The sequence below is a fragment of the Alcanivorax sp. HI0083 genome, assembly GCF_001635175.1.
In genome coordinates, this window is the sequence record NZ_LWFX01000582.1 from 1 (window position 1) to 490 (window position 490).

At 59.2% G+C, this 490-nt stretch carries 1 pseudogene; it reads right to left on the bottom strand.

The features are described from left to right. Positions 1 to 74: 74 nt before the first annotated feature. A pseudogene (locus A3754_RS05900) lies at positions 75 to 490 on the bottom strand (acyl-[acyl-carrier-protein]--UDP-N-acetylglucosamine O-acyltransferase); the annotation flags it as partial.

Below are 490 nucleotides of genomic sequence, written 5' to 3' on the forward strand. Positions count from 1 at the left end.
CCGCACCAAGAATATCCCCGGAAGCTTCCCCGGCAATCAGTGCGACCAGCGGTGCGTCCTTGCGCTGTGCCATGTCAGCGGGTGATACCGCGCTCAGAGGCTTTCAGGGAATCGATGAAGATCTGCAGCGCATCCGACGGTTCCATGGCTTCCAGTTCGGCCAGCGCCTGTTCCAATGTGAGCCCCTGGCGGTAGACCACCTTATAGGCCTTGCGCAGGCTGCTAACCACATCTTTGGACCAGCCACGACGGCGCATGCCCTCAAAGTTCATACTGCGGGCGCTGGCCGGGTTGCCGGACACCATCACGTAAGCCGGAATATCTTTCAGCACCAGCGAACAGCCGGAGGTCATGGCGTAGGAGCCAATTTTGCAGAACTGGTGCACACCGGTCATGCCGCCGAGAATCACGCCATTGCCCACATGAGCATGGCCCGCCACCGAGGCATTGTTGGCAAAAATACAGTCATCGCCAATCATGCAGTCATGCG